The following is a 26,648-nucleotide window of genomic DNA, read 5'->3' as shown; positions in this document are numbered from 1 at the left end:
CACTATGCGGCTCTTTTTTAATAAATATTTGGCTTACGCTTCAACTGCTTCGTATTCTGGCTCTTTGATCTTTTCCTTTTTACCAAAGAAATAGTTTTTCATGTTTACACGGATGATGTACATACACGGTACTAATATTAGGGTAATAATGGTTGCGAAACCAAGGCCAAATATCATTGTCCATGCTAACGGGCCCCAGAAAGCTACGTTATCGCCACCAAAGTGAATATGTGGTTCAAAGTGGGTGAACAAACCTACGAAGTCGATATTGAAACCTACAGCCAGTGGTATTAAACCCAATATGGCTGCTGTAGCGGTTAAAAGTACCGGGGTCATACGGGTATGGCCGGCTTCTACAACCGCATCATGCAGACTCACGCCCTGCGCTATCAACATATCTGTAAACTCTACCAGTAATATACCGTTACGTACCACAACCCCCGCAAGCGCTATGATACCGATACCTGTCATTACAATAGACATCGTCATCCCAAAGATGCTTACGCCAAGGAATACACCAATAATACTTAAGAAGATCTCGCTGATGATGATAAACGTTTTACCGATAGAGTTAAACTGTAGCATCAGAATGATCAAGATCAAACCAAATGATGTTGCCATTGCTCCACCCAGGAAATTAACAGCTTCCATTTGATCTTCCTGACCACCGCCCTGGCGTATTACAATACTATCATCTTTCTTAAAGTTTTTAATAGCCCTCAAAATATTGGCATTTACGTCATTAGGGTTATATGGTTTTATAACACTCGATCCTAATGTTAATACCCTACGTTGTTGTTTACGCTTTATGTTACTAAAGGTATTAGTGTATCTGATATCGGTAAAGGCAGATATTGGTACTTGGCGTATAGCGCCACCAGTGGCCAAGTCGCGGTAAGTTATCTTTAAGTTACGTAACTCATCAATATTACCGCGCTGCTCTTCCATAGCCCTAACTTTTATCTGATAGTCATCCTCTTTCGTATTCCTGAAATCGGCTGCTTTTGCACCAAATATAGCGGTACCTAAGTTTTGATTTATCTGCGAAGTGCTTATACCTTCACGGTTTGCGCGCTCACGGTCAATGTCAAATACAATGTCCGGTTTATCGCTTTGCACGTCGGCAACCAAATTTTCAATACCGGCAATGTTTTGCTTATTTAGGTAAGTTTTTAAGCGGCTACCTGTTTTTACCAGTGAATCCAAATCGTCACCAATTATTTCTATACTGATATCTTTTTGTACCGGCGGGCCGCTCGCTTCTTGTGCAACCGCGATTTTAACACCTGGTAACCCTTGTACTGCATTACGTATTTTAGCCAAAACTGCTTTGGTATCTTTACCATTCCTTTTACCAAACTCAACAAAAGCAACGGTTACTTTACCTTTGTTTTGATAATCGCCCTGGTCTTCATCTTGTGGGTCGGTCACACCTTTAGTTACGTTAGATATGATGGATGATACCACATCTTTATCCGGTTCAACCACTTTAGCCACACGTTGCTCAATTTGTTTGGTTACATTATCGGTAGTAGCCTGATCGGTACCAATTGGCATAGTTATATATACATAAGCAAAGTTAGGGTCGCCAGATGGGAAAAACTCGGGGGTTTTTCCTATTGTCATTAATAATACAATCGACAGAATAAATAAGCCAAATGTGCCCACTAACATAGTAACTGGCCTTTGAACAGCTTTTTCCAGCCATTTAGCATACCAGTTTTGAAACTTTGGCCATGCATTATTCTGAAACCTGTCTATCACTTTTAACAGGAAGAAATGATTAATAAGGTATAACACCATTATCAAAACTACCAGGTTACCTACTCCAACATTTATCCAATAACCGATAGCTGCTGCTACTGCCATATAAATCGTAGCACGACTTGTTTTTTTATCGAACTTTGGCTTATCATGCTCGCCCGGATGGTGTGGCTCCATAAAATCAACCGCGAAAACGGGGTTCATTATATAAGCTACAACTAACGATGCCAGTAGAGTGATGATCAGTGTTATTGGAAGGAAGAACATGAACTCACCAATAATACTATTCCAAAACGCTAATGGGATAAATGGTGCAAGGGTTGTCATGGTACCAGAGAATACCGGTAAAAACACCTCACCTGCTGCCATTTTAGCCGCTTCTTTAATAGGCACTTTTCCGTTAGCGAAAATACGGTGTGTGTTTTCAATAACCACAATAGCATCATCCACCACAATACCTAAGGCAAGCAAGAAAGAGAACAGCACGATCATGTTTAAAGTAAACCCTATCCAAGGCATTACCATAAATGCGATAAAGCAGGATAACGGTACCGATAAGGCCACAAATATGGCATTGGTTGTACCCATAAAAAACATAAGGATAACAGTTACCAATATAAAACCAATAACAATGGTATTAATCAAATCATTAAGCGTTGTACGGGTTTTCTCAGACTGGTCACCGGTTACCACAATATCCAGGCCCTTAGGAAATACTGTTTTTTGTTTCAGTTTTATCAGTTCGTTTATTTTATCCGATGCCTGTATCAGGTTCTCACCAGCCCTTTTACTTACGTTGAGGGTAATTACATTTTTAAACTTAGGGTTATCAGGAGTTTTTAAACGAGCATAGCTTTCCTGCTCCAAAAATGAGTCTTTAATTTCAGCAATGTCACGTAAGTATACAGCCTGCCCTTTAGGGTTTCTTATAGCCATTGCAGCTACCTCGTCAGCATTCTTAAAATCTTGTTTTATATCAATACTACGACGGACACCATCGGTTTTAATAGTACCGGCAGATGATAAAATGTTTTCGTTACCAACTGCCTGTATAATGTCACTGAAACTTATCTGGGCTGCTGCCATCTTATTCATGTCGACATTTATCTGTATTTCAGGCGTTAAGGCACCAACTTCATCCACTCTTGATATCTCTTTGTAGCTTTCTATCTCGTCTTTTAAGAGATCTGCATACTCTTTTAAACGCTTCAGATCATAATCACCAGAAATGTTAACATAAAGTATAGGCAGATCGGCAATATTAACGTCTGATACAATTGGCTCCTTAAAATTATCGTCGTTTTGCGGCAAATCCTGTTTGGCTTTGTCAACCGCATCCTGTACGTCTATTTTTGCATCCTTTATTTCTACGTCGGTCTGGAATTCAGCCGTAATAATTGATACATTCTGTACAGAATTGGACGTTACTTTTTTAAGGCCCTTAAGAGATTTTAATTTTTTTTCCAGTTGGCGGGTAACCAAATTCTCTACGTTTTGCGGCGATTGGCCCAAAAATGTAGTGGTGACAAATATTTTGGGTATCTCAATGTCCGGGAAATTCTCTTTTGGCAAATTATTATAGCTTACCAATCCCAATACAGTGATCATAAATATGAGCACATAAATGGCGGTTTTATTATCTATGGCCCAACTTGAGGGACCAAACTCTTTCTTAAGATCTTTCATATCTGTAATAGATCAGGAGTGTGAAAAATTAATTAGCAAACTATAAAACTTTTACTTTATCGCCGTCTTCAATATCGGCAGCACCTTCGGTAACTAACTGTTCGCCGGCCTTTAAGCCTGATAATATTTCTGAGCGGCCACCGTAAGTTACACCAACTTTAACAGGTTTACGCTTAGCAATTCCACTTTCATCCACAAACACGTAATCGCCCTCTTCTGATTTTTGAATAGCTTTTACAGGTATCACAACAGCATTATTTTTTGAATAATCGGCTATTTTAATAATAGCTGTCATGTTAGGGCGAAGGGTTTTGCGTTCAGGTAGTTTAATTTCTACCGCGAAACTGCGTGATGTAGGATCAATAGCTTTAGCAGCGAAAGTTACTTTAGTTTTTAAGGAATCTTTAGCATCAGGTACTAAGATCAAAACTTCGTTACCTGTGCCTACCCTACCTGCATAACTCTCTGGTACATCGGCCTTAACCTTTAATACATCGGCATTTACAATGCGTATGCCTGTAGTACCCGGCTGTGCAACCTGGCCCAGTTTAAGGTCCATTTGGTCAACAGTACCATTTATTGGCGAAGTAATACGATACATGGCCGCCTGCTCGCGTAAAGCCGATAATGCTTTTTTACTTGCTTCTAATGTTGTTTTCGCCTGTAAAAACTGTACCTCTGTCCCTATTTTCTGATCCCAAAGATTTTTTTGGCGATTGTATAAGGTCTGGTTCAGCTCAACAGTTGCTTCGTTTTGAGCGATGGTTTGCCTTTGGGTGCTATTATCTAACTGCACAAGTACCTGGCCTTTGCTAACATGTTGGCCTGGTTTTACATAAATGGCGGTAATTGTACCCGGCGATTGCGGATAAGCTGTAACGTTATCCTGCGCATCAATTTTACCTTGTATTTGTACATAGTTGGTAAATGAACCGGTTTTAACTTCTACAACACCTACTTCAATTGCTTTTGTCGAATCGGTAGTACCAACTTCGGCTTGTAACTTAGTGATTTTTGTATTTAATTCCGCTTGTTGCTTTTGCAGATCAGCCAGCTCTGTTTTTTTATCTTTTGGTTTACTTGAGCAAGCTGCCAGTAACAGTATAACCGGTATGTATAATAATTTTTTCATTTGTATTTAGTATATATGGTTTAGATTATTGTTATTGAATTCTTCCGTATGCCCTGTCAAGATCTACCCTGCTTACAAGGGCGTCGTACAAACTTTGTACATATGTATTATCGGCACTTTCAAGCGCGGTTTGTGCTTGTGTAACTTCAATGCTCGATCCAACTCCCTGTTGATATTTGATCTTAGATACTCTTAAAACTTCGCGGGCTAGTTCCTGGTTACGTTTTTGGTTATTTAATGATTGCAGGCTGTTCATGTAAATTATTTTTGCCTGTGCAGCTTGTAGGTTTAAACCATTACGCATCCCTAATAAGTTATTTTTATTTTTTAGAACGGTGATCTCTGATTGCCTTACCTGGTTTGTACGTTGGCCACCGCTAAAAATAGGTACGTTTAAAGTAAGCCCAACATAACTTGATGGGAAACTAGTGCTATACAGATCTTTAAAACTGTTGTTTTGATAAGAGGCCGTGTAAGCTACGTTGGCTTTTAATGTCGGCAAAAACTGGGCTTTCATACGTTTTAGATCAAATTCACTTAGCTTAAGGCTGGTTTCAAAAATCTTGTACTCGATCCTATTTTTATAAGAAGCAGTATCGGCAACCGTTTCAACAATATTTTCATCAAGTTTAACATCATTTAAACCATCTTTAAGAGTTAAGCTATTTTCAATTGGCATACCTATCTGAAATTTCAGCAACTGATAGTTAAGTGCCAGTAAACGCAGCGTATTCTCACGGCTGGTAACCAGGTTATTGTATTGTACAGCAATACGGTCAACGTCAATTTTTTCAACAAATCCTTGTTTATTTTGGGCAGTTGTTTGATCTACCTGTTGCTTTAACTGCGCAATGTTGGCATCCAGTAATTTTATTTGCTCGTTGCTTACCAAAACCTGGTAGTAAGCCTTGGTAACCTTGGTTGTAACATCAATTTTAGTGCTGGTGTAACCGCGGTTGTATAGTTCTTTGTATGTTTTGCGCCCCTGTAAACCAATAATGTAGCTTGGGTCAAATAAAAGCTGGCTAACATTTACTCCCAGGTTCGATTGGTATTTAACACCAAATTTTACGGGGATAAAAGTACCTGCCGGCGCACCAAAAAATTCGCCGGGTAGCAACGTAGTAGGTATTTTTAAATAATCCTGGAAAGAGGCGGTACCATCTATCTGAGGAAACCCCTGCCCTATGAGTTCTTTAACATAGTAATCAGCATTTTTAACATCCAAACCGGAATTTATAACAGAGTCTTTATGCGTTAAGGCATAATCAATAGCTTCCTGTATCGAAAAATTATAAGTTTGAGGTGCAGGCTGGGTTTGCGAATAACCTTGCAAGGCTACCGTTATGCATATTAGTAGGGTGAATATTCGTTTCATTTATTAATGTATGATAGGTTATGTATGTTTTCTTTTATTATAATCTGTTACAAAACAATCTGTTTGATTGACAACCGTATGTCAGCAGTACATATGTTTATTAATTTAATTGTCTAACGTGTACATTTTTATACTGATCTAATAGCTCATGTCCTTTAATAGTACAAATGCCATAGTTAAAATGCTCCAGTAACTGGTATTGCACCCGCCAGGTACTAAACTGCGATATCGGGAATATGGACGTGCTAAAGCCCATCTCTACCTGGTTAACGCGCATCTTAGCCAAGATCCTTACATCAATGTCGGGCCTAATGAACCCCTGCTTTATACCTTTAGTCAATAATTCCTCCAAAGTTTTTACCAGGACATCGGCCTTGAATTTTTGGAATTCAGCCCATGCTTCGGGATGATACTTTTGTAGGTCGTGTACTACTATGGGATTGATCCTTCCAAAAATCTCTTCAGAACATTTCATCATGTTGATCATCTCCTCAATTACGTTGGCCGAGCTCTGAATGATACTGTTTATCTGACATTCGTCATCAATTAGTTTTTTCTTCACCAGTGCCATTACCAAATCGTTTTTATCATTAAAAAAATGATAAATGGTTTTTTTTGACATACCCAAGTGTTTGGCTATATCATCCATGGTTACGCTTTTGATACCTGCTTGTAAAAACAAGTCCTCGCCACCCTGAATTATCCTTTCTATTTGACCGTTTGACATTATGGGTCAAAACTAAGGAAACATTTTTAGATTTCAAAGTTTCCATACCAAATTACTTTACATTGACCATTTTACAGTTTATGTTATCTTTGCAAAAATTGATTTACATGGAATTGAATTCCCTTTCTGCTATATCCCCTATCGACGGTCGTTACCGTAACACCACATCAGCTTTGGCTGCCTACTTTTCAGAATACGCCCTTATCAAGTACAGGGTATTCATTGAGGTGGAATATTTTATCGCCCTTTGCGAGCATCCTTTAAAACAGCTGCAAGGTTTTGATGAAAATAAAACAGAAAAGTTACGGGATATTTACAGAAATTTTACTGAACAGGATGCCGCCGCGATAAAAGAGATCGAGAAAACAACCAATCATGATGTTAAAGCGGTTGAATATTTTATCAAAAAACAGTTTGATAATTTAGGCGGATTGGAAGAGTATAAAGAGTTCATTCACTTTGGATTAACCTCGCAAGATATTAACAATACCGCTATACCTTACTCTTTTAAGCTTGCACTTGATGAGATTTATTACGATGCTTTTGATGAGTTGCTTAACCTGCTAAAAAAATATGCTGCCGATTGGGATGCGATCCCTATGCTGGCACATACCCATGGGCAACCGGCATCGCCAACGCGCCTGGGTAAAGAGATAAATGTATTTGTTGAACGCCTGGAAAACCAACTGACTTTATTAAAAGCAGTGCCTTACTCTGCTAAATTTGGCGGCGCTACAGGTAATTTTAATGCACACCATGTGGCCTACCCGGAAATTGACTGGAAGGCATTTGGCAACCATTTCGTTAACGATACTTTAGGTTTACACCGTTCGCAGTTTACTACGCAGATAGAGCATTATGATAACTTTGCCGCGCAATGCGATGCCTTAAAACGCATTAATAATATCCTGATAGACCTTGACCGCGATATGTGGACCTACATATCTATGAACTTTTTTAAACAAAAGATAAAAGCCGGCGAAGTTGGTTCATCAGCAATGCCGCATAAGGTTAACCCAATAGATTTTGAGAATAGCGAAGGTAACCTGGGTATAGCCAACGCTTTGTTTGAGCATTTGGCTGCCAAACTACCGATCTCCCGCTTACAGCGCGATTTAACCGACTCTACTGTATTGCGTAACATCGGCGTACCGGTGGCACACACGCTTATCGCAATAAAGTCAACTGTTAAGGGTTTAAATAAGTTATTGCTGAACGAAGTTGCCATTAACGCCAGCCTGGAAGCTAACTGGGCCGTTGTAGCAGAGGCTATCCAAACAATTTTGCGCCGCGAGGGCTATCCAAACCCGTATGAGGCACTAAAAGAGCTTACACGTACCAACACGCAGGTTAATGCGCAAACCATTGCCGAGTTTGTAGATAGCTTACAGGTAAGCGATAGTGTTAAAAATGAGATTAAAGTGATAACGCCGCAGAATTATACGGGGATATAAATAATAAAATCGTCATTGCCAGGTACGAAGCAATCTCCGAACTTTGCATAGCCGCTAAGCGTATCTGGATATTGCTTCGTATCTCGCAATGACGGTGACGGAATTGTCATAGTCATTAACAGGTCAAAACAACTTTATGAGGATGCTTTAATCAAAAACCTGAGTACATTTGTTTTACTATTAAATTTTGACACCCATGAATATCAGCGTATATACCGAAGCCACCCCTAACCCGGCAACAATGAAGTTTATTGTAAACAAGTTGCTTATTAACGGAAGCGTGGACTATGCCACAAGGGAAAGTGCAGAAAAATCGCCTTTTGCAAAGGAATTATATAAATTCTCGTTTGTAAACGGTGTGTTTTTTGCCAGTAACTTTGTAACGGTTACTAAAACCGAAGGCAGCGACTGGGATGATATCCAGCCGATATTGAAAGAATTTGTTAAAGGTGCCGTTGAATCTGAACTGAAAGTTCAGGAAGTTGAACAGGCTACCGATGTTGAATTTGAAGGTACCGAAACCGAAATAAAAATACAGCAGATACTGAATGATTACGTTCGCCCGGCTGTTGAGCAGGATGGCGGCGCTATTAGCTACCGCTCGTTTGATGCAGGTGTGGTTACTGTTGAGCTTCGTGGTTCATGTAGTGGTTGCCCGTCATCTACTGTAACCCTGAAATCAGGTATCGAAAACCTGCTTAAACGTATGGTTCCTGAAGTAACCGAAGTTGTTTCTGAAGCGTTATAATCAGGATTACCCATATAAATATTTTAACACCGGTTTGGAGAGATCCAGGCCGGTGTTTTTGTTTGTATTATGCCGTTTTAACTGCCTGTTCCATTTTGGAAATGGAACAAGTGGAACACATTGTTAATCAATATCTTAAGAAATAATATTTTTTACTTTACTTAAAGTATTACTTGTTTATTTCATATATAAATATTTGAATAACATATATTTATGAAAAACTAAAGCCTGTTCCACTTTTTTGAAAATGGAACAGATGGAACACAGTAGAGTACCCATATAAAGCAGGCATCGCAGGGGCTACCATGTGAAACCCGGAGACTCCAAAAAGGCAACAAAATAAGCATCGTAAAAAGGCTTTATTTAGCCCTTATTTCGCCTAATTTAGGACGTAGAAAACTCGCCTAAGCCTAAATATAGCTTTGCATTAAAAAACTGATTTGCAGCTATTTGAATTTTTAGGCCTGTTCCATTTGTTACCAAATGGAACGGGAATGGAACACCTATGAGTTGACTATCCTGAGAGATGCCGAAATAAATTCGGCATGACGGAGTATTGTAATTCGTCGTTAGTATACAGTTCTACTTTTTAACGTTCGCAGTAAAGTACTTTTCAATATACTCCAGCATCTCTCCTGTTATTTTACCATTGGTGGCCAGCAACTCACGTGTTTTAAGCACTTCGCTACCGCCTTTAAAGTTTACTACTTCGCCACCTGCCTGTTGTACAATTACAATCCCGGCTGCAATATCCCAGGGGTTTAAATTATATTCATAAAATGCCTCAAAACGCCCTGCGGCAGTATAAGCCAGATCAACAGCGGCAGAGCCAATGCGGCGTAAGCCGTGGCAATTGCGCATCAGTTCGGTAAATAGTTTTATATAGGCTTCCTGGTAGCTAAAATCATAATATGGGAAACCTGTGGCTATAAGACTATCGGCAATGGTTGGTTTATTGCTCACCTTTATCTCTGCATCGTTTAAGTATGCAGGTGCATCTTTATGGGCATAAAAGCATTCGTCCTGGTTTACTTCGTATACTACGCCTAAAACCAGCTCGTCGTTATCCTGCAAGGCAATACTAACTGAATAAGTAGGTAAGCCGTGTATAAAGTTAGTAGTACCATCCAGCGGGTCAATGATCCAGTTGTAGCGCTCTCCTATTTTGGTGCTTGTTTTTTCTTCGGTAATAAAGCCGGCTTCCGGAAGTATCAGTTCCAGTCCTTTTACTATCTTTTGCTCGGCGGTTTTATCAACGTACGATACCAGGTCGTTAAGCCCTTTGTATTCTATTTTATCGGCATCAAATGTTTTGCGCTCCTGTCTAATAAACTGACCGGCTTCTTTAGATACATCAATTACCTGCCCAATGATCTGGTTTAATTGCATAATACTTTAAAATTGTTTCGCCTCACCCTGGCCTCTCCAAAGGAGAGGGTTCAAAAAAAGCGAAGTTAAAGTCCTCTCCTTTGGAGAGGATTATTTCATGAGGGCTTCGCCGTTTAGGTGAGGCCATACTAATACTTAAAAATTGATGATAAACTATCAGTTGGTAGCCCCTGTTTTTTTATAACGACTGGTGCCAATATATATTAACGCCGAACCACCCAGAACCATAATTACCGATATCATTTCGGCCTGAGTAAACGAGATGCCGGCAACAACGTAACGAGTATTAACGCGGATCAGCTCGATAAGGAAACGCTCAACACCTGCCATTATCATATATATCCCAAACAATACACCGGGCGCTTTAAACTTGTGGCGTAATTGCCAAAGCACAAAGAATAATATTATACAAATAACTGACTCATAAAACGATGTGGGATATACCGGAAGTTTTAATTCGTAACAAAACTTACCTATGCAATCGGGAATGTGATTATCCCGGTCAGACATATCTACATTATGCGGAAATTTAAAACTCCACATCCAATCGGGCGCCCAGCTTAGCAATCCTGGTTTAGGGTTAAGGTTTGGTATCCCCCAATCACCATCGCCGCTCATTTGGCAACCTATACGGCCAACGCCGTAGGCTAGCATTACACCCGGCCCACCAATATCCAGCATGGTCAATGGTTTAACATTGTGTTTATTTGCTATGTATAATACAGCTGCGCCACCACATATTAAACCGCCATAAAAGGTTAAACCGCTAAAGCCAATCAGCATACCTACCGGGTCGCGCATAAACTCGCTCCAGTTTTCTAAAGCGTTAAATAGTTTTGCACCCGCAAAGCCAAAAATAGCCGCCCATAATAATATGCTTCCCATTAACTCGTGCGTGTGTACCGTTACACGGCGTTGCTCGGGTTTTGGTAAAATTTGTTTTTTGTTTTCGTAATATGCCCAGTAAGCCATCAGCCCGGCTACAATTATTCCGCCGGCCCAGTTACCTTTTAGCGATAAAAGAAAATCTTGCGGGTCGTTAATTAACGCGCTGTAATGTAAGGCGGCATCAACCACTTTAAAGCCCAGCACAAAGCCAAATATGGCATTACCTGCCAATTCAGATGTAGTAATAGGCGCGCCAACGGTAACAGTTTTTTCAAACGGATGGATATAACCTAACTTTTCCTTTCGCTTAAATTCCTGGCTAAATGCCCAATAGGCTGCCATAAAGGCTAATGCCACAAAAAAACCAAATGTTTGTATAGGTAGCGGAATGTTAACACCGGTTAGATATTCTATCAGTGAGGAAAGAGTTGGAAACATATTTAGGTATTTGTGCTGCGAATATAATAGTTAATGCACTAATATTTCTTCGCTTTCTGTTATTTCAACGTCACCATCGGGTGAAATTGCTGTTAAATGAACGCTCTTTATTTCGTTAACCAATATGGGGTCGTACTTGGCTTTTACTTTAACGTAGTTACGGGTAAAACCATGCATATATCCATCTTTTACATCCCCCTCAAATAATACCTCGTCGGTTTTACCTATTTGGGTTTCGTAAAACGAACGGCGTTTTTTATCAGATAGTATATGAAGCATTTTGCTCCGCTCGGCGCGGGTAGAGCCCGGTACAGTAGCGCTCATGCTTGCTGCAGGCGTATTTTCCCTTTCAGAGTAGGTAAATACGTGCAGGTAAGAAACATTCAGTTCATTAAGGAAATTATAAGTGTCGATAAAATCCTCGCGGGTTTCGCCCGGGAAACCAACTATCACGTCAACCCCAATACAGCAATCGGGCATAAGCTGTTTTATTTTTGTTACGCGATTTAAATACAGTTCCCTTTTATACCTCCGGCGCATCAATCCTAATATTTTATCAGAACCTGATTGCAGCGGGATATGGAAATGCGGCACAAAACGTTTTGATGTGGCCACAAAGGCTATAATCTCATCGTTAAGCAGGTTTGGCTCAATAGATGAGATACGAATGCGTTCAATGCCTTCCACTTCGTCCAGCGCCTTTACAAGGTCAAAAAAGCGATCTTCGCGTTTCCCCTCGCGGATCCCGAAATCGCCCAGGTTTACCCCTGTTAATACAATTTCTTTTACGCCCGATGCTGCTATCTCTTTTGCTTGCGCGATAACGTTCTCTATAGTATCGCTCCTGCTATTGCCACGGGCAAGCGGGATGGTGCAAAAGGTGCAAGAATAATCGCATCCATCCTGAACCTTAAGGAAGGTGCGGGTACGGTCGCCAAAAGAGTATGATGGTACAAACTCGTTAGCCTGGGATACGGGCTGATTGTATACAACCGCTTTAGGGTTCTTGGTCAGGTCGGTAATATAATCTACCAGCTGAAACTTCTCTGCAGCACCTAAAACCATATCAACGCCGGGTATTTCGGCAATCTCTTTTGGTTTTAGCTGCGCATAACAACCTACAATGGTGATGAAAGCGTTTGGAGAGATCTTCAGCGCTTCTTTAACTATTTTTTTGCACTTCTTATCGGCATTATCAGTTACCGAGCAGGTGTTTATTACATATACGTTGGGCGTATCGGTAAAATCTACCGTATCAAACCCGGCGTTGCTAAACAGGCGACCAATAGACGAGGTCTCCGAGTAATTTAGCTTGCAGCCAAGTGTGTAAAAAGCGACTTTTTTATTCATTTGCAAGGCGCAAAGATAATCATTTAGTGAATTATTGAATTATTGATTTTTTGATTGCTTGTTATTGAAGTGTAAAATTGGTTTTAGGTAGCACGAAGGCGTAGAAAAGCAACTGTCATTTCGAACGAACAGGGGGATGGGTTGTGAAATGGAATGGGGAGAAATCTTTTACACTGTGCATCCGGACATGCAAAGCCATCATGTCTGTGGTAAAAGATTTCTCCTCGTACCTCGTTCGAAATGACAGGGTGGGTTATACTCTTTTTTCGTTCTTGTTGGTGTTGTCACCAACAAGAACCATGCTTGTAACCTATCGACAAGTGCACCAACTACATGGCGGAGAACCTGTCAGTCTGAGCTTGTCGAAGACTTATACGCCTGGCAGATGGTTCGACAAGCTCACCATGACACCTTCTGATATCTTTCGCCCTTGTTGGTGTTGTCGCCAACAAGAACCATACTTGTAACCTACCGACAAGTGCACCGACTACATGGCGGAGAACCTGTCAGTCTGAGCTTGTCGAAGACTTATACGCTTTACTAATGGTTCGACAGGCTCACTATGACAGTTTACTTTACACTAAAATACATCAAACAATCTAACAAGAAAGCAATTCATCACTAAATCACTAATGGCTTACATTCCTTCCCACCTGTAGCTTTCATTCTCCAGCCCAATAAGATCTATCACACGGTTTACCACCGTCATGGCCAATTCTTCAATAGTTTTTGGTTTGCTGTAGTATGATGGTATGGCAGGGCAAATGATACCACCGGCTTCGGTAACGGTTTGCATATTACGGATATGGATAAGGTTTAAAGGGGTGTCCCTGGCAACTAGTATTAACTTGCGGCGTTCCTTTAATATTACGTCTGCAGCGCGGCTTATCAGGTCATCGGATACTCCCGATGCTATGCGCCCCAATGTCCCCATTGAACATGGAACGATAACCATGGTATCGAACCGTGCAGAACCCGACGCGAATGGCGCCATAAAATCATTTTTCGCGTAAAATTTAAAGGGATAATTACCGTGGCTGGTATCGTCTAATTCAAATTCCCAAACCTGTTTGGCGTTATCGCTCATTACAACAGCCACCTCGGCAATCTGGCTTTGCAATGCCTGCAATTTATCAAGCAGCAATTTGGCATATATGGCGCCGCTTGCCCCGGTAACGGCTATTACGATCTTTCTCTTTATCATCATCTGTACCAACAAAGTAAAGGAATAAAAATCAGGGGCACAAAAAAGGGTCGAATAACTCGTACCCGACCCTACATCTACCTATGAAAAACATGCCCTTTGAGCGGGCATCACAAATATAATAACAGTTTCTTAATTATTAAACAATTTATTAAAATAAATTTAACGTACTGTGGTGTAGTTCTTTTCAATTAAAGTTTGTATAATTCCGTCAACCATACCTACCGTTGGCACATAAATACTCTTGATATTCGCGCATTTTAATACGGTTAAATAAATTTCGCAGGCAGGAATAATAACATCGGCCCTGTCCTGGTTTAATCCAAGTACGTTAATACGGTCTTTTAGCGAGAACGAATCGAGGTAGTTGTACAACGCCCTTAGCTTAATATAACTTAAAGCGGTACCATCTTTTTCCTGCGACAATTTGAACAATTTATTAATGTTACCACCGGTACCTATCCCAAAAATATTTTTCAATCCTTTGGTATGTTCGCGGATAAAATCTTTCATCTCGTTCCAGGTTTCGTCCTTATCCTGGTTGTCCAAAATACGGATAGTACCCAGGTTGAACGATTGCGATGCCAGCAACTCGCCATTGCTGAACAACGAAAGTTCGGTACTGCCGCCACCCACATCAATATACAGGTAGTTTTTGCTTTTGTCTATGTTAACCTCGGCATGGCTGGCATAAATTATTTTCGCTTCCGTTTCGCCATGCACTATCTGCAGGTTTATGCCGGCTTCGGTCATTATTTTGTCGGCCACTTCCTGCCCGTTCAAAGCTTCACGCATGGCCGATGTGGCGCAGGCCATATAATCGGTAACCTTGTAAACATCCATCAGGTTACGAAAGGCCTGCATAGATTTAATAAGGTCGGTAGTTTTTTTCTCTGAAATGTTCTTTTGCAGGAACGCGTCGTCGCCAAGCCTCACCGGTACACGTATCAACGTGTTTTTCTTGAACGATATTGATCCGTTATTCTCAATGATCTCGGCTATCAATAGCCTTACTGCGTTAGATCCTACATCAATGGCGGCGTATCTCAATTTGTGTTTTTATTTTTAAGGTAGGTGTAAATATCTATTTGGGCCCTGGTTAACAGTTCTGAGCTGTTTTTGTGGTACCTGTTAATACTGTTACCGGTAATATCTCTTGCTTTGGTATTATCGGCTAACTGTATATTTATAATATCACGCACTTCGTGGCGCAGGTCATCATCCAGCACCGGGAAACCAACTTCTACCCGGTTATCAATATTGCGGGTCATAAAATCGGCCGATGTTAAGTAAAGTAACTCCTTGCCGCCATTGCCATAAATGTGCACACGTGCATGCTCCAGGTACTTATCTACTATGCTAATTACTTCAATATTCTCGCTAAAACCTTTCTGTCCTGCTATTAAACAGCACATACCACGTACTATGAGGTTTATCTTCACCCCGGCATTGCTGGCCTGATAAAGCTTGTTTATCAGCTGTTCATCGGCAAGGCTGTTCATCTTAAATATCATGTAGGCCTTTTTACCGGCCTTTGCAAATTTTATCTCGTTATCTATCAGCTTATAAATAGCAGGGCGCGAATCAATTGGCGATACAATAAGCGTTTTTAAGCCCTTTGGCAAAACGTTCCTGTTTAATGCCTTAAAAATGGCCACCAGGTCAACTGTTATTTTTTTATTTGCCGTAAGTATGGTATGATCGGCATATATCGCAGCTGTTTTTTCGTTAAAATTCCCGGTAGATAAGCAGGCATAATGGGCCGGTTTGCCTTTTTCCATACGGGTAACCAGGCATATTTTAGAGTGTACCTTATAACCATCGATACCGTAAAGAACGTTCACCCCTTCTTCTTCAAGCCTGTTGCTCCAAAATATATTGTTCTGCTCATCAAAACGGGCGCGCAGCTCAACAAGGCAATTCACTTTTTTACCATTTTTAGCGGCATTTATCAGCGCGTGAATGATCTTGGAGTTCTCGGCCAGGCGATAAACCGTAATGCTTATCTCTTTTACTTTTGGATCGATAGCGGCCTCGCGTAAAAAGTGGATCACATAATCAAACGATTGGTATGGCGTGCTGATTAGAAAATCTTTCTTAGCTATCAGCTCCATTAAACTCTTACCAAACGATAGGCCCTCAACCGGCAAAGGGGTATTTCTTTTGTACTCCAGATCTGGCCGCCCCACATTAGGGAACGAGATAAAGTTTTTGAAGTTATGATAACGGTTGCCCGGGATAAGGCTACCTTTTTCCAGCTTCATCTTCTTCATTAGATAACCAACCATATCCGGCGGCATTTCACTATCATATAGTAAACGCATGGGTTTACCTTTGCGTCGTTTTTGAAGGCTTTTGCTTAGCGCGTCAACAAATTTCACGCTAACTTCTTTATCCAGGTCAAGTTCGGCATCGCGGGTAAGCTGCAAGGAGTAAGCTTCAATAGAATCATGGTCGAAAATGAAGAAGATGTCCTCCAGATTATATCTGATAATATCATCCAGCAGGATAATGAACTTCAGGTTATGTGTTTCCGGCAATACCAAAAACCTTGATAAGTTATCTGGGAACTCGATAAGCGCGTAACGCGATTTTTTATTTTTGGTAAGCCTTACAAAGAAATAGATGGCCCTGTCGCGCAGTTCGGGCAGCGGCAGGTTATCATCCAGCATAATAGGTACCAGTGTAGATAGCAGCTTATCCCTGAAAAAGCTTTTTACGAACTCGCCACGAGTTACATTCAGCTGTTTATCATTCAGAATAAAGATCTTCTCTTCGGCAAGCTGTTTTACAATTATGTTTTCGTAAAGGTTATGAAACTTCCTCTCCTGCTTTACAACTGTGGTTTTTATCTGGCCTAATATCTTTTTGGGGTTGTAGCCTAATATTTCTTTAGCCTTTTCGTTCAGGTTGCTCAGGCGGCTAAGCGTGGCTACCCTTACACGGTAAAATTCATCTAGATTGGATGAAAATATAGCCAGAAACTTTATTCTTTCAATAAGGGGCACGGTTGGGTCGGCAGCTTCCTGCAGCACCCTGTCGTTAAAATATAACCAGCTAATCTCCCTGTTTATTAAAGGAATGTTTTTAGTATCCATAGAAATGTGCCGTAATTTACAGCTACAGTTACAAAACTGCTTATTTATTTGTTAAGTTTATATTAACTTATTGGTATATTAATGTGTTTTGAATGTAAAGCCAAATATCCCCATTAATTATTTACGGCTTATGCAAATCTTACAGTAGCTTTGTACCAATTACAAAAACCAATATTATGCCTTCATTTGATATAGTAAGTAAGATAGACGGACAAACACTGGATAACGCTATCAACGTTGCAAAAAAGGAAATACTGAACCGTTACGATTTTAATGGCTCAAAAAGCACCATTGAGCTGGATAAGAAAACCAACGAGGTTACTGTTGTTACCGAAAATGATATGCGCCTTAAAGCCATTCAAGATTCGATAATAAGCCGCATGGTTAAGCAAGGCCTCGACCCAAAGGCGCTTGATTTTGGTAAGGACGAATACGCATCTGGCAATATGATACGTAAAGAGATAGAAATTAAAGAGGGTATTGATAAAGAAGCCGCTAAAAAGATAGTGAAGAAGATAAAAGATAGCAGCCTTAAAGTACAGGCATCTATTATGGACGACCAGGTGCGTGTTACCGCTAAAAAAATAGACGACTTGCAAGCGGTTATCAGCCTTTGCCGTACCGAAGATTTTGGCCAGCCATTGCAGTATATAAATATGCGCAACTAATATCCCTGCACCATATTTAGCAACAGCAATATCAAAACATATGATAAAAGACACATTGAAAAACCTCATCATCCGCGACCTTGAAACGTTAAAGCGGGAGATACAGGCTTACCAAAACGAGGAAAAGCTTTGGTATATCGAAAAGGGGATATTGAATTCGGCTGGCAACCTTTGCTTACATTTGGTTGGCAACCTAAATACCTATTTTGGTGCAGAATTTGGCGAAACCGGTTATGTGAGGAACCGCCCGGATGAATTTGCATTAAAAAATATACCGCGTACGGAGTTGGTAGATAAAATAGAAAAAACGATAATCATGATCGGGAAAACCTTTGATATGATCTCGGAAGAGCAGCTAAACAAAATTTCCCGGGTTGAGCACTCCTTGAAAGATGTATCTAACGAATACTTTTTTGTCCACCTGGCTATGCACCTAAGCTATCATTTGGGGCAGGTAAACTATCATCGGCGGTTGCTGGATAATTAATCGCGGAAAGAAAAATCATTCCCGATATTTTAGTATAAAAAAGACCGCCCCTGTTAAGGAAGCGGCCTTTAACTAAACCAACTTATGAAAACACTTATTAATTACTTTACAGCTATTTCTCTTGATTGAAATTTAGCTTCTTCTCTTTTTGCAACGGTTAGTTTCAATATACCGTCGGTATAATCAGCTTCAATTTTTGAATGATCTACAGAATCTGGTAAGGTGAATGACCTTACGAACGAACTGTAGCTGTATTCGCGTTTGCTGTATTTCTTAGTTTCGGCGGTGTTTTCTGTTTTCTTTTCGGCAGATACGGTTAGGATGTTTTTATCCAGGTTGATCTTGAAGTCTTCTTTCTTTAAGCCAGGTACAGCTAACTCAATGTGGAATTCGTTATCGTTTTCGGCAATGTTAACTGCAGGTACGCGGCTTACTAATTTGCCTCCGATAAATGAATCATTCAATAAAGAATCAAACACATCGTTAAAGAATGGATGAGCGTTGTTTTTTAGTCCGTTGTTAAATTTTACTAGTGTCATGGTTTTATATCTCCTTAAGTTTTTGTTTTTATTAACTTCGTAAACTTATATTCAACTGTTGTACCAACGCACATTTTGATACACAAACAAGACATTATGTCTTATTAATTTATTTCTAACAGACAAAACGTCATAGCATGGCTGAAAAACTAACTGATTATAAATTCAAAACTGATATAGCTATTCGTTTTTCGGATATTGATGCAAGAGGGCATGTAAACAATGCAGTGTATCTTACTTATTTTGAAGTTGCCCGTTTTAATTACTGGCGTGATGTTGCCCACTGGAATTTAAAAGAAATTGGGATAGTAATTGGGCGGTCGGAAATACACTATTTAAAGCCCGTTACCATTGATGATACCTTGGTTTGTTATGTACGCGTTACCCGCATTGGTAACAGTAGCTTTGATGTAATGCACGTGCTTACTAAAACTACAGATAAGGGCCAGGAAATATGCACCACCTGCAAAACGGTATGCATTAGTTATGATTACGCCACAAATAAATCTATCTCTATCCCCAAAGAAGGCCGCAATAAAATGATTGAGTATGATGAACCAAGGTTAATATTGAATACGAATTAAAGCTCAACTTCTTTGTCACCCTGAGCGATAGCGAAGGGGCTACTAGCGAACTTTGCCTATCGAAATTACATGTCGGCGATTAGATGCTTCACTATCGTTCAGCATGACAGGGTGAGTGGATATCCATTCCTACCCGTCATTGAGGTACGAAGCAATGACGCAGGAACTAACTTCCCTAAAATATCTTTCCCGGATTCAATATCCCGTTAGGATCAAAAATACCTTTAATTCCTTTCCAGATCGCAAAATGCATGGGAGTATACTTAAGCGGCATATATTTTTTTTGCACTAAGCCAATACCATGCTCGCCTGATAGGGTTCCACCTAAGGCAATGGTTAATTCAAACACTTCGGTAATACCGTCTTTTAGCTTACTGTTCCAGTCGGCATCGCTCATGCCTGCTTTTACTATGTTCACGTGCAAGTTACCATCGCCGGCGTGGCCGTAGCAAACAGATTCAAAACCATATTTAGCGCCAATATCTTTAATGCCTTTTATTAGTTGGGGTAAAGCGGCACGGGGTACTACGGTATCTTCCTCTTTATAAACAGAGTTTGATTTTACCGATACCGCCATGGTGCGCCTGATGCGCCAAAGTTCTTCCTTTTGTGCCGATGAATCTGCAAACAATACATCCTGGCAATTATGTTGTTCTAAAACCTCGTTTATCTTTTCGCAGTCGGCAAATATCACATCCTGATTGGTGCCATCGGCCTCAATCAACAGGAAAGCCCCTATCCCATCCTTCAGGTCGAAGGCAATGCCATCATGTTCTATCACCCATTCAATACCCCTACGCTCCATAAACTCCAGCGCAGAAGGCACCACACCTGCCCTAAATATGGCAGATACCGCCGCGCAGGCATCCTCATTGGTACTAAACGATGCCAGCATTAAAGCATCGAGTGTTGGTTTGGGGATCAACTTGGTAACTATTTTGGTAACGATGCCCAATGTACCTTCCGATCCTATTAGCAATTGCGTTAAATTATAACCCGACGCATATTTTAAGGTATTTGCGCCCGTCCATATAATATCGCCGGATGGCAAAACAACTTCTAAATTCAATACATACTCGCGAATGGTGCCATACTTTACCACTCTTGGCCCGCCACTGCAGTTGGCTACATTGCCACCAATAAAGCAACTGCCTTTACTTGCCGGGTCAACAGGGTACAGTAGCCCTTTTTCGGCGACAGCGTTGATAAATATCTCGGTAATAACACCCGGTTCAACGGTAGCCTGCAGGTTTTGCTCATCAATATCCAGAATCTTGTTAAAACGCTCCATAGATATCATTAACCCACCCTTTATAGCCAATGCGCCACCAGCTAAACCTGTACCTGCGCCACGTGGGGTTACCGGTATTAAATGTTCATTACAAAGTTTCATCAGCTGCGAAACCTGCTCAACAGTTTGCGGCTTTACAACAACTTCCGGATAATATACCAGGTCTTCTGTTTCATCGTGACTATAACTTTCAATTTCTGCACTTGAAGTTAATATCGCATCAGCACCAACAATGGCGTTTAATTGAGCAACTATATCGGCTGTTATTTTATTGTAGGTCATGAGGGTGTTATTTATTATAGCAGATGGTAATAACAGATTGCTTGATAGGGCCGCTAAATGGCGGGTTCTGTTTTTTAATAGTTACCTCGGCTGTATCTATAAATATAAACTGCGCTTTTACACGGTTAAGTATAGCCTGGGCCACAGTTTCTAATACTTTACGGGGATGCTTCATCTCTTCCTCAATAATGGCATATAGTATCTCGTAATTTACGGTATTGTGCAAATTATCTTTTTCTATATCTGTTTCGGCCGTAAAACCAACTTGTACATCTACCAAAAAGCGGGTGCCTATTACCTGTTCCTCGGGATAAAACCCATGGTAAGCATAAAACTCAGCACCTTCTAAAGCTACTTTTATCATGTTTCAAAAGTAGTGGAATATTTGATTTTGAAAAGCAATGATGATTAATTAACTCCCCAACTATCTATAAAATCATTGCCGTCCCTTGAAAGGGACGGAATAGCAAGCGGCTTAGGTGGCTTTAGCCAAATTCTGCTAAACTATTTGGCTAAAGCCGGAAAATAGCTCGTTCGTTATCCGTTGGCTAAAGCCAACGGCAATGAAACTTTCTTAATCCTCTTTGTCGGGTGATTGAAATTCTCAAAAAAAGATTTCCTCCAAAAAATATGTTTAAACAGTTTAAACCCACTTTTTGGCATAAAGTGCCTTGTGGTATTCAAAAACAAGGATTTAGGCTTTGTTTAACTCCCATTTAATGCCCTATATTTGAGCAACCAATTTATAAATGCAATGGCTAAGACCGATCTTTTTGAAGCACCAGACTATTACCTTTTAGACGAGCTTTTATCTGAAGAGCACAAACTAATACGCGCGAGTGTACGCGATTGGGTGAAGAAAGAAGTGAGTCCGATTATTGAGGATTACGCCCAAAAAGCCGAGTTCCCTAAACAATTATTAAAAGGCCTGGCCGAAATAGGTGCTTTTGGCCCAACCATCCCGGTTGAATATGGTGGTGCAGGATTAGATTATATGGCCTACGGCATTATTATGCAGGAAATTGAACGTGGCGATTCGGGGATCCGCTCTACTGCTTCGGTACAGGGGTCGTTAGTAATGTACCCGATATATGCTTATGGCAGCGAAGAACAGAAACTTAAATATTTACCCAAGTTAGCTTCGGGCGAATTGATGGGCTGTTTTGGCCTTACCGAACCAGACCATGGCTCGGATCCGGGTGGCATGGTTACCAATATAAAGGATGCCGGCGATCATTATGTTCTAAATGGTGCAAAAATGTGGATCTCTAACTCTCCTTTTGCCGATATTGCCATTGTTTGGGCTAAAGACGAAAGTGGAAAAATACGAGGGCTTATTGTTGAGCGCGGTATGGAGGGATTCACCACGCCGGAAACGCATAATAAATGGTCGCTTAGAGCATCGGCCACCGGCGAATTGGTATTTGATAATGTTAAAGTGCCCAAAGAAAATATATTGCCAAACGTATCTGGCTTAAAAGGCCCGCTCGGTTGTTTAAACCAGGCGCGTTATGGTATTGCATGGGGTGCACTAGGTGCTGCTATGGATTGTTACGATACCGCCCTGCGCTATTCAAAAGAGCGTGTACAATTTGGCAGGCCTATCGGGAGTTTCCAGCTGCAGCAGAAAAAGCTTGCCGAAATGATAACCGAAATAACCAAAGGCCAGCTACTTGTTTGGCGTTTGGCTACTTTAAAAAACGAAGGGCGTGCTACCGCCGCTCAAATATCAATGGCTAAACGTAACAGTGTTGAGGTAGCTATAACTATAGCCCGCGAAGCCCGCCAAATGCTTGGTGGGATGGGAATTACCGGTGAATACCCAATAATGCGCCATATGATGAACCTTGAGTCGGTAATTACGTATGAAGGCACACACGACATTCATCTTTTAATTACAGGGATGGATGTTACGGGCGAAAACGCTTTTAAATAAATTATAGCAAAATGCAGTTATAAGTGATATAAGTAGTTCGCGAATATTATATTTGTTGCAACACCTTATTCACTGACCTTGAAACTAATTAAAGCCCATCGTGTAAAGATATTAACAAGGCATGTTTGGCTTTATGCTTTTCTGATAATTTTAGTTTCGTGCGATAAAAAAAATACCCGTAAAGATACAGGAGAATATTCTGATGAGTATTTAGCCGTGCAAACGCAGGCAGATAAGATCTGGGCGCAAAACAAGATTGATGAGAGTTTGCATTTTATGGATTCGGCATTTCGCCGCCTGCCCAACCCTACCATTAATGATCGTTTTCGCTTTTACGCTTTTAACTACCTGTATTATCAGAAACTAAAATTCAATTTTGATAAGGGCCTTTTATATGCCGATAGCATGCTTGCAATGGCTAAAAGCAGTGTAACCCCCAAACAGTATTCAATGAATTTTGCCGAGGCTAACTTTGCCCGTGGCGACTCGTATTTTGAATTGAAGCAATTTACTGACGCCTATCAATCTTATTATCAGGGGTACCTTACCGGCAAAAACTATGTGAATTTAAGGGCACTTGCCGATTATACCTATCGTATGGGTATGATCATGTATAAAAAAGGTCATTATAAGCTCGCCGCCAATTATTTTAAAGACAGCTACAAAAACAACGAAACCGAACACCTGAATGCAAAACCCGATTTTGTAAACTTTTATCGCCGGCAGGAACTTTTGGATAATATCGGGTTAAGTTATAAGCACAATAACGAGAATGATAGTGCTATTGTATACTTTGATAAAGCATTAAAATTTATAGAAGAAAACGCCAGATACTTTCCTGATAGAAAGCTGCATTTAGATATGGCACGCGGGGTTGTTTATGGTAATATGTCTGAAACTTATGTTCAGAAAGGTTTAAACGCTGAAGCAATTGCTCTTTTAAAGAAAAGCATCGCTATAAACCTGCAAAAAGGCTATGATAACCATGATGCAGAATTATCTGAGGTAAAATTGGGCCAGTTATATCTGGCAACCCATCAGGATGATCTGTTATATAATTTATTGGGCAACCTTCGCAATCAACTGGATACGGTTAAAAATCCGGATGCCGAGGCAGACTATTACCGCTTGCTTGGCAATTATTACGTAAAAAAGAATGAGCTAAAAAAGGCCATCACCCATATACAGCGTTATAATGTATTAAAAGATTCGCTTTTACAAAGGGCAAGCCTGTTAATGGAAACCGATGTGAACCAGCAACTGGCCAATTATGAAAAACAGCACGAAATTGACACCCTGAGTAACGATAATAAGCTGCAGGTTATTTACTTGTACGTAAGCATATTTTTTGCAGTTATGGCTTTAATTATCGTTTTCCTGGTTTACCGTAACTGGAAACGATCAAAAAAGGATGTACAAACCGTACATGTATTAAACCAACAGATAAACGAGCAGAACAGCATTTTAGAAAAGGCTTTAAATGAACTAAACGTTAGCAGCCAGGAAAAAGATCGCATTTTGCGTACTGTTGCCCATGACCTGCGCAACCCTATTGGCGGTATAGCATCATTAACCACTATGATGGCCGCTGATGACTATACTGAGGATCAAAAGGAACTTATTAACCTCGTAAAAGAAACTTCCTATAACTCGCTCGAATTGATCAACGAAATATTAGAGGCCACAAATCTAACATCCGTTGAGTTGAACTTAGAGCTGGTAGAGATCAATTCGTTAGTGAGCAACAGTGTAGAACTGCTCCGTTTTAAAGCTGCCGAAAAGGGACAGACCATACTGCTGGAGACTTTAGATAAACAGCAGGAACTGCACATTAGCAGGGAAAAGATATGGCGGGTTATAAGTAATTTAATTAGTAATGCCATCAAATTCAGCCCCACTTCGGGCACTATTTATGTAAAGGTTGCCGAGATAAACGGGAAAATAATTATTGCCGTAAAAGATAATGGCATTGGCATACCCGACAAGTTAAAAGACCAGGTATTTAACATGTTTACCAGCGCGCAAAGGCCCGGCACATCCGGAGAAAAATCCTTTGGGTTGGGCTTGTCTATCTGCAGCCAAATAATGGAAAAGCATAACGGTAAGATCTGGTTTGAGAGTGATGCTAATATAGGAACTACCTTTTTTATTAGTTTGCGGCTAGCCAGGCATAACATACCAACCGATCTACTTCAGCAGGTTAGCGTACCAATGGCCTGATGATTTAATAATGCGCTGCTGCGTTTCAAAATCAACGTGTACCAAACCAAACCGGGGGTGATAACCTTCGGCCCATTCAAAATTATCGGTTAGGGTCCACACAAAGTAACCATCAACCTTACACCCCTCCTGCCTGGCTTTTAATACTTGCTGTAAGTGTGTTTGCAGATATTTAACCCGTTTGGTATCTTCAATTTTGTTATTTACCACTTCATCCGGGAAAGCGGCGCCATTTTCGGTAATGATCAATTTCTTTATCTGCGGATAAGCGTTAAACTTTTTCAGTATATGGTATATTGCCGGTGGGTATACCTCCCATTTCATATCGGTTAGCTCCACATTACGTTTTTCGGCCTTCACCAGGCTGGCGCCAATGTAGGGTGTGAAAAAGGAGTATTTAACAATCTCGCGCGTATAATTTTGTATACCTATAAAATCAAAATCGAAACTGATATTATCCTCATCGCCGGGTTGGTGATATTTATAGATACCTTTTAGGGCAGTAACTTCCTCCGTTGGGTATCCTAAACCTAAAATGGGTTCAATAAATAACCTGTTTATTAATGCATCGGCTCGTTTCGCGGCATTAATATGCTTGGGTTTATCGGCGTAAGGCTCAATATGCGAGCAAGAAAAGGTATTGCCTATCTGCGCATCGGGCACAAGCTCACGTAATATCCTGGCTCCTGCAACAATGCTTAAAACAACATGGTGTATGGCAGGCAAAAAGTTGCGCAAACCCATCCTGCCCGGGGCATGTATCCCCAGGAAATAACCGGCACCGGTAAATACAGCAGGCTCGTTCATTACCATCCAGTATTTTACCCTATCGCCAAAGTTTTTGGCGCAAACAGTTACAAAATCGCTAAACCAGCTAACAATTTCACGATTGGTCCAGCCGCCTTTGTCTTCAAGTACTTGTGGCAGGTCCCAGTGGTAAAGGGTTATCCAGGGTTCAATGCCTTGTTTAAGGCAGTAATTAATAACCTGGTTATAATGGTCAATTCCAGCCTGATTAACACGGCCGGTACCATCAGGCAAAATACGGCTCCAAGCTATAGAAAAACGAAAATTAGGTATATTAAGTTCTTTAACGAGGTCAATATCCTGTTCGTAACGATTATAAAAATCGCAGGCTGTCGCAGGTTTATCGCCATTAAGTATTTTTCCTTTTCTTGCGCTAAAAGTATCCCATATAGATGGGCTTTTACCATCGGCATCGCACGAGCCTTCAATTTGCAGGGCAGCCGTAGAAACTCCCCAGGCAAAATCATCGCCAAAAAGTTGTTTAGAAAGAACTATATCCAGGTTATCTGTATCCATTAATTTGAGCTGATCCAAAGCCCAAAATGTACATTATTATTGTATAAATAAAGCGTTACTTT

The 26,648-nt window shown here is 40.6% G+C and carries 21 protein-coding genes; 7 read left to right on the top strand and 14 right to left on the bottom strand.

All coding sequences use genetic code 11. The features are described from left to right. Positions 1 to 33: 33 nt before the first annotated feature. The 4 genes from NPE20_RS01760 to NPE20_RS01745 all read right to left on the bottom strand — a co-directional run bounded on the left by NPE20_RS01760 (position 34) and on the right by NPE20_RS01745 (position 6,687). Complete coding sequence (locus NPE20_RS01760) at positions 34 to 3,450, bottom strand: efflux RND transporter permease subunit (RefSeq protein WP_256536872.1); 3,417 nt, start codon at positions 3,448 to 3,450, stop codon at positions 34 to 36. Positions 3,451 to 3,490: 40 nt separating this feature from the next. Beyond that, positions 3,491 to 4,582: an efflux RND transporter periplasmic adaptor subunit gene (locus NPE20_RS01755; RefSeq protein ID WP_256536871.1), complete on the bottom strand. Its 1,092-nt coding sequence runs from the start codon at positions 4,580 to 4,582 to the stop codon at positions 3,491 to 3,493. Positions 4,583 to 4,613: 31 nt separating this feature from the next. Beyond that, the gene (locus tag NPE20_RS01750) at positions 4,614 to 5,960 is read right to left on the bottom strand and encodes a TolC family protein (RefSeq protein ID WP_256536870.1); all 1,347 of its coding nucleotides are present in this window, start codon (positions 5,958 to 5,960) and stop codon (positions 4,614 to 4,616) included. A 100-nt stretch (positions 5,961 to 6,060) separates the two neighbouring features. Further along, positions 6,061 to 6,687, bottom strand: coding sequence for a TetR/AcrR family transcriptional regulator (locus NPE20_RS01745; protein ID WP_256536869.1), 627 nt, complete (start codon positions 6,685 to 6,687; stop codon positions 6,061 to 6,063). A 107-nt stretch (positions 6,688 to 6,794) separates the two neighbouring features. Between NPE20_RS01745 and purB the strand changes: the two genes are divergently transcribed. Next, on the top strand, positions 6,795 to 8,141 hold the full coding sequence (gene purB / locus NPE20_RS01740) for an adenylosuccinate lyase (RefSeq protein WP_256536868.1): 1,347 nt from the start codon (positions 6,795 to 6,797) through the stop codon (positions 8,139 to 8,141). Positions 8,142 to 8,337: 196 nt separating this feature from the next. Then, positions 8,338 to 8,889, top strand: a complete 552-nt coding sequence (locus NPE20_RS01735) for a NifU family protein (RefSeq protein ID WP_256536867.1) — start codon at positions 8,338 to 8,340, stop codon at positions 8,887 to 8,889. Positions 8,890 to 9,471: 582 nt separating this feature from the next. Here the strand turns inward: NPE20_RS01735 and NPE20_RS01730 are convergent. From NPE20_RS01730 to ppk1, 6 genes are all read right to left on the bottom strand, one after another. Continuing rightward, positions 9,472 to 10,278, bottom strand: coding sequence for an inositol monophosphatase family protein (locus NPE20_RS01730; RefSeq protein WP_256536866.1), 807 nt, complete (start codon positions 10,276 to 10,278; stop codon positions 9,472 to 9,474). Between the two features lie 156 nt (positions 10,279 to 10,434). Continuing rightward, positions 10,435 to 11,604, bottom strand: coding sequence for a prolipoprotein diacylglyceryl transferase (locus NPE20_RS01725; RefSeq protein WP_256536865.1), 1,170 nt, complete (start codon positions 11,602 to 11,604; stop codon positions 10,435 to 10,437). A gap of 30 nt (positions 11,605 to 11,634) precedes the next feature. Further along, complete coding sequence (gene mtaB / locus NPE20_RS01720) at positions 11,635 to 12,954, bottom strand: tRNA (N(6)-L-threonylcarbamoyladenosine(37)-C(2))-methylthiotransferase MtaB (protein ID WP_256536864.1); 1,320 nt, start codon at positions 12,952 to 12,954, stop codon at positions 11,635 to 11,637. Positions 12,955 to 13,591: 637 nt separating this feature from the next. Continuing rightward, positions 13,592 to 14,158, bottom strand: a complete 567-nt coding sequence (locus NPE20_RS01715) for a UbiX family flavin prenyltransferase (RefSeq protein WP_256538661.1) — start codon at positions 14,156 to 14,158, stop codon at positions 13,592 to 13,594. 162 nt (positions 14,159 to 14,320) lie between these two features. Then, positions 14,321 to 15,208, bottom strand: a complete 888-nt coding sequence (locus NPE20_RS01710) for a Ppx/GppA phosphatase family protein (RefSeq protein ID WP_256536863.1) — start codon at positions 15,206 to 15,208, stop codon at positions 14,321 to 14,323. After that, positions 15,205 to 17,256: a polyphosphate kinase 1 gene (gene ppk1 / locus NPE20_RS01705; RefSeq protein WP_256536862.1), complete on the bottom strand. Its 2,052-nt coding sequence runs from the start codon at positions 17,254 to 17,256 to the stop codon at positions 15,205 to 15,207. The genes NPE20_RS01710 and ppk1 overlap by 4 nt, the downstream gene beginning before the upstream one ends. A gap of 176 nt (positions 17,257 to 17,432) precedes the next feature. Between ppk1 and NPE20_RS01700 the strand changes: the two genes are divergently transcribed. Then, on the top strand, positions 17,433 to 17,924 hold the full coding sequence (locus tag NPE20_RS01700; RefSeq protein ID WP_256536861.1) for a YajQ family cyclic di-GMP-binding protein: 492 nt from the start codon (positions 17,433 to 17,435) through the stop codon (positions 17,922 to 17,924). Between the two features lie 40 nt (positions 17,925 to 17,964). Beyond that, positions 17,965 to 18,411: a DUF1572 family protein gene (locus tag NPE20_RS01695; protein ID WP_256536860.1), complete on the top strand. Its 447-nt coding sequence runs from the start codon at positions 17,965 to 17,967 to the stop codon at positions 18,409 to 18,411. Between the two features lie 101 nt (positions 18,412 to 18,512). On the opposite strand, the gene NPE20_RS01690 is transcribed toward NPE20_RS01695, so the two are convergent. Next, positions 18,513 to 18,950: an Hsp20/alpha crystallin family protein gene (locus NPE20_RS01690; RefSeq protein WP_256536859.1), complete on the bottom strand. Its 438-nt coding sequence runs from the start codon at positions 18,948 to 18,950 to the stop codon at positions 18,513 to 18,515. Positions 18,951 to 19,087: 137 nt separating this feature from the next. On the opposite strand from NPE20_RS01690, the gene NPE20_RS01685 reads away from it, so the two are divergent. Then, complete coding sequence (locus NPE20_RS01685; RefSeq protein ID WP_256536858.1) at positions 19,088 to 19,534, top strand: acyl-CoA thioesterase; 447 nt, start codon at positions 19,088 to 19,090, stop codon at positions 19,532 to 19,534. A gap of 175 nt (positions 19,535 to 19,709) precedes the next feature. On the opposite strand, the gene NPE20_RS01680 is transcribed toward NPE20_RS01685, so the two are convergent. Both NPE20_RS01680 and folB read right to left on the bottom strand, forming a co-directional pair. Further along, on the bottom strand, positions 19,710 to 21,107 hold the full coding sequence (locus NPE20_RS01680) for an FAD-binding oxidoreductase (RefSeq protein ID WP_256536857.1): 1,398 nt from the start codon (positions 21,105 to 21,107) through the stop codon (positions 19,710 to 19,712). A 7-nt stretch (positions 21,108 to 21,114) separates the two neighbouring features. Beyond that, the gene (gene folB / locus NPE20_RS01675) at positions 21,115 to 21,471 is read right to left on the bottom strand and encodes a dihydroneopterin aldolase (protein ID WP_256536856.1); all 357 of its coding nucleotides are present in this window, start codon (positions 21,469 to 21,471) and stop codon (positions 21,115 to 21,117) included. A gap of 390 nt (positions 21,472 to 21,861) precedes the next feature. On the opposite strand from folB, the gene NPE20_RS01670 reads away from it, so the two are divergent. Then, a complete protein-coding gene (locus NPE20_RS01670; protein WP_256536855.1) occupies positions 21,862 to 23,043 on the top strand; it encodes an acyl-CoA dehydrogenase family protein in 1,182 nt (393 codons plus the stop codon). Between the two features lie 78 nt (positions 23,044 to 23,121). Next, entirely contained in the window at positions 23,122 to 25,263 is a 2,142-nt protein-coding gene (locus NPE20_RS01665) for an ATP-binding protein (RefSeq protein ID WP_256536854.1), read from the top strand. On the opposite strand, the gene NPE20_RS01660 is transcribed toward NPE20_RS01665, so the two are convergent. After that, positions 25,231 to 26,586, bottom strand: coding sequence for a GH1 family beta-glucosidase (locus NPE20_RS01660; protein ID WP_256536853.1), 1,356 nt, complete (start codon positions 26,584 to 26,586; stop codon positions 25,231 to 25,233). The genes NPE20_RS01665 and NPE20_RS01660 overlap by 33 nt on opposite strands. Positions 26,587 to 26,648: the final 62 nt, after the last annotated feature.

The organism is Mucilaginibacter aquariorum, from assembly GCF_024498135.1.
GTDB classification, from domain to species: domain Bacteria; phylum Bacteroidota; class Bacteroidia; order Sphingobacteriales; family Sphingobacteriaceae; genus Mucilaginibacter; species Mucilaginibacter aquariorum.
Note: the sequence above shows the minus strand (reverse complement) of the source record. Positions and strands in the feature narration are given on the sequence as shown.

What these genes read in the sequence shown, in the direction of transcription:
- NPE20_RS01760 (WP_256536872.1), bottom strand. Translation starts at nt 3,450, where the DNA reads ATGAAAGATCTTAAGAAAGAGTTTGGTCCCTCAAGTTGGGCCATAGAT.
- NPE20_RS01755 (WP_256536871.1), bottom strand. Translation starts at nt 4,582, where the DNA reads ATGAAAAAATTATTATACATACCGGTTATACTGTTACTGGCAGCTTGC.
- NPE20_RS01750 (WP_256536870.1), bottom strand. Translation starts at nt 5,960, where the DNA reads ATGAAACGAATATTCACCCTACTAATATGCATAACGGTAGCCTTGCAA.
- NPE20_RS01745 (WP_256536869.1), bottom strand. Translation starts at nt 6,687, where the DNA reads ATGTCAAACGGTCAAATAGAAAGGATAATTCAGGGTGGCGAGGACTTG.
- purB (WP_256536868.1), top strand. Translation starts at nt 6,795, where the DNA reads ATGGAATTGAATTCCCTTTCTGCTATATCCCCTATCGACGGTCGTTAC.
- NPE20_RS01735 (WP_256536867.1), top strand. Translation starts at nt 8,338, where the DNA reads ATGAATATCAGCGTATATACCGAAGCCACCCCTAACCCGGCAACAATG.
- NPE20_RS01730 (WP_256536866.1), bottom strand. Translation starts at nt 10,278, where the DNA reads ATGCAATTAAACCAGATCATTGGGCAGGTAATTGATGTATCTAAAGAA.
- NPE20_RS01725 (WP_256536865.1), bottom strand. Translation starts at nt 11,604, where the DNA reads ATGTTTCCAACTCTTTCCTCACTGATAGAATATCTAACCGGTGTTAAC.
- mtaB (WP_256536864.1), bottom strand. Translation starts at nt 12,954, where the DNA reads ATGAATAAAAAAGTCGCTTTTTACACACTTGGCTGCAAGCTAAATTAC.
- NPE20_RS01715 (WP_256538661.1), bottom strand. Translation starts at nt 14,158, where the DNA reads ATGATAAAGAGAAAGATCGTAATAGCCGTTACCGGGGCAAGCGGCGCC.
- ppk1 (WP_256536862.1), bottom strand. Translation starts at nt 17,256, where the DNA reads ATGGATACTAAAAACATTCCTTTAATAAACAGGGAGATTAGCTGGTTA.
- NPE20_RS01700 (WP_256536861.1), top strand. Translation starts at nt 17,433, where the DNA reads ATGCCTTCATTTGATATAGTAAGTAAGATAGACGGACAAACACTGGAT.
- NPE20_RS01695 (WP_256536860.1), top strand. Translation starts at nt 17,965, where the DNA reads ATGATAAAAGACACATTGAAAAACCTCATCATCCGCGACCTTGAAACG.
- NPE20_RS01690 (WP_256536859.1), bottom strand. Translation starts at nt 18,950, where the DNA reads ATGACACTAGTAAAATTTAACAACGGACTAAAAAACAACGCTCATCCA.
- NPE20_RS01685 (WP_256536858.1), top strand. Translation starts at nt 19,088, where the DNA reads ATGGCTGAAAAACTAACTGATTATAAATTCAAAACTGATATAGCTATT.
- NPE20_RS01680 (WP_256536857.1), bottom strand. Translation starts at nt 21,107, where the DNA reads ATGACCTACAATAAAATAACAGCCGATATAGTTGCTCAATTAAACGCC.
- folB (WP_256536856.1), bottom strand. Translation starts at nt 21,471, where the DNA reads ATGATAAAAGTAGCTTTAGAAGGTGCTGAGTTTTATGCTTACCATGGG.
- NPE20_RS01670 (WP_256536855.1), top strand. Translation starts at nt 21,862, where the DNA reads ATGGCTAAGACCGATCTTTTTGAAGCACCAGACTATTACCTTTTAGAC.
- NPE20_RS01660 (WP_256536853.1), bottom strand. Translation starts at nt 26,586, where the DNA reads ATGGATACAGATAACCTGGATATAGTTCTTTCTAAACAACTTTTTGGC.